The sequence below is a fragment of the Enterococcus sp. 1001283B150225_161107_E12 genome (assembly GCF_015556925.1).
In the GTDB taxonomy this organism is placed as follows: Bacteria; Bacillota; Bacilli; order Lactobacillales; family Enterococcaceae; genus Enterococcus_B; species Enterococcus_B mundtii.
This window is the reverse complement of sequence record NZ_JADNNI010000001.1, coordinates 437,938-444,784: the sequence shown is the minus strand read 5'-3', so window position 1 is coordinate 444,784 and position 6,847 is coordinate 437,938. Positions and strand designations below refer to the sequence as shown.

At 41.4% G+C, this 6,847-nt stretch carries 4 protein-coding genes; 3 read left to right on the top strand and 1 reads right to left on the bottom strand.

Annotation, left to right across the window (positions count from 1 at the left end; all coding sequences use genetic code 11):
• Window positions 1-135 precede the first annotated feature (135 nt).
• On the bottom strand, window positions 136-651 hold the full coding sequence (locus I2F89_RS01850) for a DsbA family protein (protein ID WP_086334776.1): 516 nt from the start codon (window positions 649-651) through the stop codon (window positions 136-138).
• Window positions 652-936: 285 nt separating this feature from the next.
• On the opposite strand from I2F89_RS01850, the gene nifJ reads away from it, so the two are divergent.
• The 3 genes from nifJ to I2F89_RS01835 all read left to right on the top strand — a co-directional run bounded on the left by nifJ (window position 937) and on the right by I2F89_RS01835 (window position 6,832).
• Window positions 937-4,614 carry a pyruvate:ferredoxin (flavodoxin) oxidoreductase gene (gene nifJ, locus I2F89_RS01845; RefSeq protein ID WP_161643818.1) on the top strand — a complete coding sequence of 1,226 codons (3,678 nt, stop codon included), beginning with the start codon at window positions 937-939 and terminating at the stop codon, window positions 4,612-4,614.
• Between the two features lie 170 nt (window positions 4,615-4,784).
• Entirely contained in the window at window positions 4,785-5,669 is an 885-nt protein-coding gene (cdaA, locus tag I2F89_RS01840; protein ID WP_010735241.1) for a diadenylate cyclase CdaA, read from the top strand.
• Window positions 5,666-6,832: a YbbR-like domain-containing protein gene (locus tag I2F89_RS01835; RefSeq protein ID WP_195513310.1), complete on the top strand. Its 1,167-nt coding sequence runs from the start codon at window positions 5,666-5,668 to the stop codon at window positions 6,830-6,832. Before cdaA ends, I2F89_RS01835 begins: the two co-directional genes overlap by 4 nt.
• Window positions 6,833-6,847: the final 15 nt, after the last annotated feature.

The following is a 6,847-nucleotide window of genomic DNA, read 5'->3' as shown; positions in this document are numbered from 1 at the left end:
ACAGGAATCGAGTGACTCGATCCCTGTTTTCATACCATTTTTGTTTTTTTACTGTCTACTTGACAGGGGGCACTTCACCAATCGCTTTTCGGTCTATTTTTGATTTTGAACATCAAAGAATGATCAAATGATGAGTTATTTAACCAATTCACTCAATTCTTCTGGTGTGATCGATTCATCAAAGATATGTTCATCGATAATTACAGTAGGGACGAATTGGATGTGAGCAGCGTTTGCTTCATCGATGATTGCTTGAGTGGTTGCTTGGTCTTCTTGTTCAGTTAAACCAAGTGTTTCAGTAGCATATTCAGCAATGCCGTCTAAATCAAGTTGTTTCCATTCATCTTGCGCATCGAAAATCGCTTTGATTTGTTTTAATGCGACTTTTCCATCCGTCGTAGTGATATGATGATGCATTACATTTCCTTTTTTTAAACTAGGTTTTTCTTTGTCGAACAATTTGATGATTCGTAAGAGTCTTCCAGATTGAACCGCCTCTTCTAAAATGTCATAAGATTCGATAAACCATTGTCGACAATAAGGACAAGCAAGATTGACAAATTCGATCATTTGTTTTGGTGCATCTTCGTTTCCGTACATGATTCCAGTAGTTTTGTTTGTTTTTGTTGCATCAATAATTGAAATATCCATTTTTAACACCTCTTTATTCTATTGTAATAACTTTGCCCTAAAAAAGACAATGATTTGTTCAAAAAATAAGTGTGGGTAATTAGTCAATCTCTCATTCCTTAGATTATGAAGCTAAAAGTTGTAAGAGAGGAAAAGCTATTTTTTTTCTAGCTGTCGATTCTGGTCGAAGCATTTTTGTCATATCTTTAGCATGTGATTTTTCTTTCAAAATTAAGAGGTTTTCTTTGTTCGTTTACGGTATAATAATAAAGATTATTTAGATAAATTGAGCAAAGGTGATGAAACATGCGGAAAATGAAGACGATGGATGGGAATACTGCTGCGGCATATATTTCATATGCCTTTACAGAATTAGCAGCGATCTATCCAATTACGCCTAGTTCAACAATGGCTGAACTGGTTGATCAATGGGCAGCTTCAGGTAAAAAAAATATTTTCGGACAACCAGTTAAAGTCGTAGAGATGCAATCAGAAGCTGGTGCTGCAGGTGTCGTACATGGGTCACTAAAAACCGGAGCATTGACAACAACGTACACTGCTTCACAAGGATTATTATTGATGATCCCAAATATGTATAAGATAGCCGGTGAACTATTACCTAGTGTTTTTCACGTAGCTAGTCGAGCGGTGACGACGAATGCGTTGAATATTTTTGGTGATCATGGTGATGTGATGGCCGCTCGCCAAACAGGATTTGCGATGCTTGCGGAAAGCAGCGTCCAAGAAGTCATGGATTTAGCGCCAGTTGCACATCTAGCTTCCTTAGAAGGAGAAATCCCTTTCGTCAACTTTTTTGATGGTTTTCGAACGAGTCATGAAATCCAAAAAATCGAAGTGTTGGAATATGATGAATTAGCTCCTTTGATTCCTCAAGAAAAATTGCAGGCCTTTCGTGAACGTGGGATGAATCCTAATCGGCCGACGACTAGTGGAACGAATCAAAACCCTGATATCCATTTCCAACAACGAGAAACGATCAACCGCTACTATGATCGTTTGCCTCAAATCGTGAAAAAGTATATGGATAAAATCAATGAACTCCGAGGAACTTCTTATGATCTAGTCACTTATTATGGAGCAGCCGACGCAGAAGAAGTCATTATTTCAATGGGCTCAGTTGCGCAAACGATCCAACAAACAGTTGATTACTTGAACCAAAACGGTCGGAAAGTCGGCTTCTTGAATATCCATTTATATCGCCCGTTTCCAATCGAAACATTGATCGAAAAACTACCGAATTCCGTAAAAGCAATTGCTGTTCTAGATCGCAGTAAAGAGCCGGGAGCAGGGGGAGAACCTTTATTACTAGACGTTCAAAGTGCGTTATATGATGCAGAACGTCATCTGAAAGTGATCGGCGGACGTTATGGCATTGGTTCAAAAGATGTCACTCCTGATCAGATTGTAGCGGTATATGATGAATTGAAAAAAGAAAAAACGGATATGAAGAAACGCTTCACGATCGGGATCATTGATGATTTAACTTACTGTTCTTTGGAAGTTGGCCCATCGCTTGATTTGACCGAAGCGAATACGTATCAAGCGAAATTCTGGGGATTCGGATCTGATGGGACTGTTGGAGCAAATAAATCAGCGATCAAAATCATTGGTGACCATACAAACAAATACGCACAAGGCTATTTTTACTATGATTCAAAAAAATCAGGTGGTCTGACTGTTTCTCATTTGCGTTTTGGGGATACGCCAATCAGGTCGACCTATTTAGTCGAGCATGCCGATTTTGTCGCTTGTCATACCCCTGCTTATCTCCACAGCTATGATCTAGTAAAAGGGTTGAAACCAAAAGGGACTTTCTTGTTGAATACGCTTTGGTCAGACGAACAACTAGCTACGCATCTACCGACCCATTTAAAACGGTATTTAGCTGAAAATGAGATCCAATTTTATACGATCAATGCGATGCGCTTGGCGCAAGAAGTTGGTCTAGGTCGGCGGATCAATACGGCGATGGAAACAGCATTTTTCAAGTTGGCGAATATCATACCATTTGAAGAAGTCCTGCCGATTTTAAAAGAGGAAGCCATGAAGAGTTATGGTCATAAATCAATGGCGATCGTTGAAAAAAACATCAAGGCAATCGATCGCACGGTGGAATTGTTGCATAAAGTCGAAGTGCCGGCTGAGTGGGCAACATTGGCGCTTCCAAAAAAAGAAATGAACACCTCAAATCGCTATATTAGAGACATCCTTGAACCAATCAACGCTCAAGAAGGAAATCAGCTCTCAGTGAGGACCTTAGCAGAAAACGGAATGACACGAGGGGATATGCCTTTAGGAACCGCTGCTTACGAAAAACGCGGGGTCGCACTTGAAGTGCCCGAATGGATCAGTGAGCGCTGTACGATGTGTAATGAATGTTCATTCGTTTGTCCTCATGCAGCGATTCGACCTTTCTTAGCCGATGAGGAGGAACTGGAAGAAGCACCGGAAGGGTTCATTGTTCGAGAAATGCGTGGACCAGATGGCTTGAAGTATCGTATCCAAGTGTCTGTCGAAGACTGTACCGGGTGTGGGCTATGTGTTGAAGCTTGTCCAGCAAAAGGCAAAGCACTCGTGATGAAGCCCTATGAAGAACAAAAGAAACAAGCAATCAACTGGGCATTTGCAATGACCTTGCGACAAAAAGAAAATCCGATCAAAGGCAAAAATACAGTGTTATCAACACAGTTCAATCAACCTTTATTAGAATTTTCTGGAGCATGTTCCGGTTGTGGGGAAACGCCTTACGTGAAGTTATTGACACAGATGTTCGGTGATCGGATGATGATTGCCAATGCCACAGGCTGTTCATCCATTTGGGGCGGAGCAGTACCGGCTTCACCATTTACCACAAATGATTGTGGGCAAGGACCTGCGTGGTCAAATTCATTATTAGAAGACAATGCTGAATTTGGTTATGGGATGCTTTTAGCCGCACAAACAAGAAGAGAAGCTTTAGCAGAAACGATGAAAAAAGTGATGCCTAAAGTCTCCTTAGAACTACGTGAGTTGATGGAAGATTGGTTGGCGCATATGTTTGAAAGCGAAGGAACCCAACAGCGGGCAGCTAAATTACGTGCGGCAATCGAAAATGAGCTTGAACTTGTTCCTGAATTACAAGCGATCTATCAAGAAAAAGATCTATTTGTCAAAAACAGTCAATGGATGATCGGTGGGGATGGCTGGGCGTACGATATCGGTTTTGGCGGAATCGATCACGTCTTGGCAAGTGGCGCAGATGTAAACATCTTAGTAATGGATAATGAAGTCTATTCCAATACAGGTGGACAAGTCTCGAAAGCTACACCTGCTTCAGCAATCGCTAAATTCTCAGCAAATGGGAAATATGCGTCGAAGAAAGACTTAGGCATGATGGCAATGACGTATGGCAATGTGTATGTAGCACAAATTGCTTCCGGTGCAAATCAAATGCAAACGATCAAAGCATTTGAAGAGGCGGAAAAATTCCCTGGACCATCGTTGATCATTGCGTATACGCCTTGTATTGCTCATGGGTTACTAGGTGGAATGAAAGAATCGATCAAAGAAGCAAAAGAAGCAGTGGCTTCAGGTTATTGGTCGTTGTATCGCTATAATCCTGAATTGATCGAAAAGAATAAAACGCCGATGACGCTAGACTATAAAAAGCCTGATTTTACCATGATGGCTGACTTCATGCGCAAGCAAGTCCGCTTTTCATCACTAGAAACGATCCATCCACAGGCTGCGGAGCAATTATTCGACAAAACGATCCAAGATGCGAAAAAACGGTTTTACAACTATGCGGCGATGACTGGTCAATTAGAAAAAATCAAAGCGAAGATCGAACCGACAGAAGGTACTGAAAGTCCAGAGACCGAAACACCGAGAGTCAAAAAAGAACGAACGGTTGATCCTGAAGCAGAAGCTAGACGTGCTGCCAGACGTGCCGCTAGAGCGGAACGAAGAAAAACCAAAGAATGACAAAACGAAACGATCCAAGGAAATAGAATAACTTATTGGAGAATAAATTGAAAATGTAAATTTCTTGAAAAAAATTGGTTTTTGTTAGGAAATTCCAAGCAGATAAGTCTCTTCTGGTGAAACATATGATATACTAAAGAGGAAATCTCAAAAGAGAAGAGAGGCTGTCTATGTCATTTCAAATCGGAGAACTTTTTAATTTAGACTATTGGCGACAAATGTTTTCCGGTGACTTGTTTTCTCAGAATTTTTTGGTGAACATACTCGATGTATTGGTTGTTTGGTATTTAGTTTATAAACTCATTCAACTATTGCGAGGAACAAAAGCAATCCAATTGCTAAAAGGGGTAGGGATTTTTGTTGTTATTCGGATCTTAGCCGAGATCATTGGTCTACATACCTTATCTTGGTTGATGAATCAAGTGATCACGTATGGTGTGATTGCGGCTATCGTCATTTTTCAACCAGAGATACGGCGTGGATTAGAACACCTCGGTCGTAGCTCACTTTTCAAACAATCGAAGAGTGAGAAGCAAGAAGATGAACAGATGATCCTTTCTTTTGACAAAGCGATCCAATATATGTCCAAACGTAAAATCGGTGCCTTGATCACGATCGAACGCCACACTGGTTTGGATGAATATATCGAAACAGGGATTGCTTTAGATGCCGATATCACTGGCGAATTACTGATCAATATTTTTATTCCGAATACACCGCTGCATGATGGTGCAGTGATCGTAAAAGATGGAAAAATTGCAGTAGCCAGTGCCTACTTGCCTTTATCTGAAAGTATGTTGATTCCGAAAGAATTCGGAACCCGTCACCGAGCGGCTGTCGGAGTCAGTGAGGCGAGCGATGCGATTACGATCGTTGTCTCAGAAGAAACAGGAGATGTCAGCATTACGTTGGATAACCAATTGATGCCTGGCTTATCTCAAGAAGAATATTTGACGATCTTGCGTAAAAATTTGATCGTCGAAGAAAAAAACAAAAATAAAAATACGCTCCAAACCTTCTTAGACGTGATGACTAAGGGAGGGGATCACAAATGATCTCAAAAGAGAGGCGTAAAAGTATCTTATATGCGTTTGTTGCGTTATTATTCAGTATTGTGCTGTATTTTAATGCAAACGGACAAACTGTCCAAGACACGCTGTCAGGAAATGAAGCCTATACGCAAAACGTTTCTGATGTGTCAGTACAACTTTTATACGACACGGATCAATATTATATCCATGGATATGAGAGTACAGTCACAGCGAAGTTGTCCAGTGCCAATCGTGTTCAGTTGAATGCCGAAGCAATTGAAGATACAAGAATGTTTCGAGTGACAGCGGATCTCACTGGTTTAGGTGAGGGAACACATGAAGTACCATTGAAAATCAGAAATCTGAGCAGTGCGGTCAAAGCAAAACTAGAGCCAGATACGATCACAGTGACTATCGAGAAAAAAGTGACGAAAGAATTTGAGGTCACGCCATTACTCACTACAGAATCAACTCCAGCTGGATTCGAATTGAATGACCTTGAACTATCACCAAAAAAAGTGACGGTCACGACTGGTGATCAGACACTGGAAGAGATCCAACAGGTCGTAGCGAGGATCGAACCTGCGATGATCACGGACGATGGGGTCGACACGAGAGTCACTGTACAAGCATTGAATAGTGCAGGAGAACCTTTAAGTATTGTCTCAGATCCAGTGCAAGTCACTGCAAAAGCAACGGTCACAAAGCCTATGAAAACGATCCGTCTTTATGGAACAGCGCAAGGGACTCCCGCAGATAACGTGGAGAGTTACGATTTCAGTTTCTCTGACATTGAAGCAGAAGTCACTGGTTCAGAGAGTCAACTGGCTCAACTAGGAAATAGCATCACGATACCTATCGATATTTCTGGGATCGTCCACCGGACGACAAGAAATATTGATATTCCGGTAGAGAGTGGACTTAGTATCACACCAACTTCAATCGATGTTGAGATCACACCGATCCTGAAAACAAGTACGGAAAACACTAGCCGTTCTAATTCGGGAAATTCGGGAGGAAGTACAACTTCTGGTGCAGAGTCGACACCTGCGAACTCTTCGTCATCGACGACACGTCAGTCCGAAGAGACGCAGTCAACATCGAGTGAAGGGTCGAATGAATCATCAAGTGAGACAACACAATCAAGTAGTCAACCGAATAGTCAAGAGGATTCATCGGAAAATTAAGTTAAAGGAGCAAAT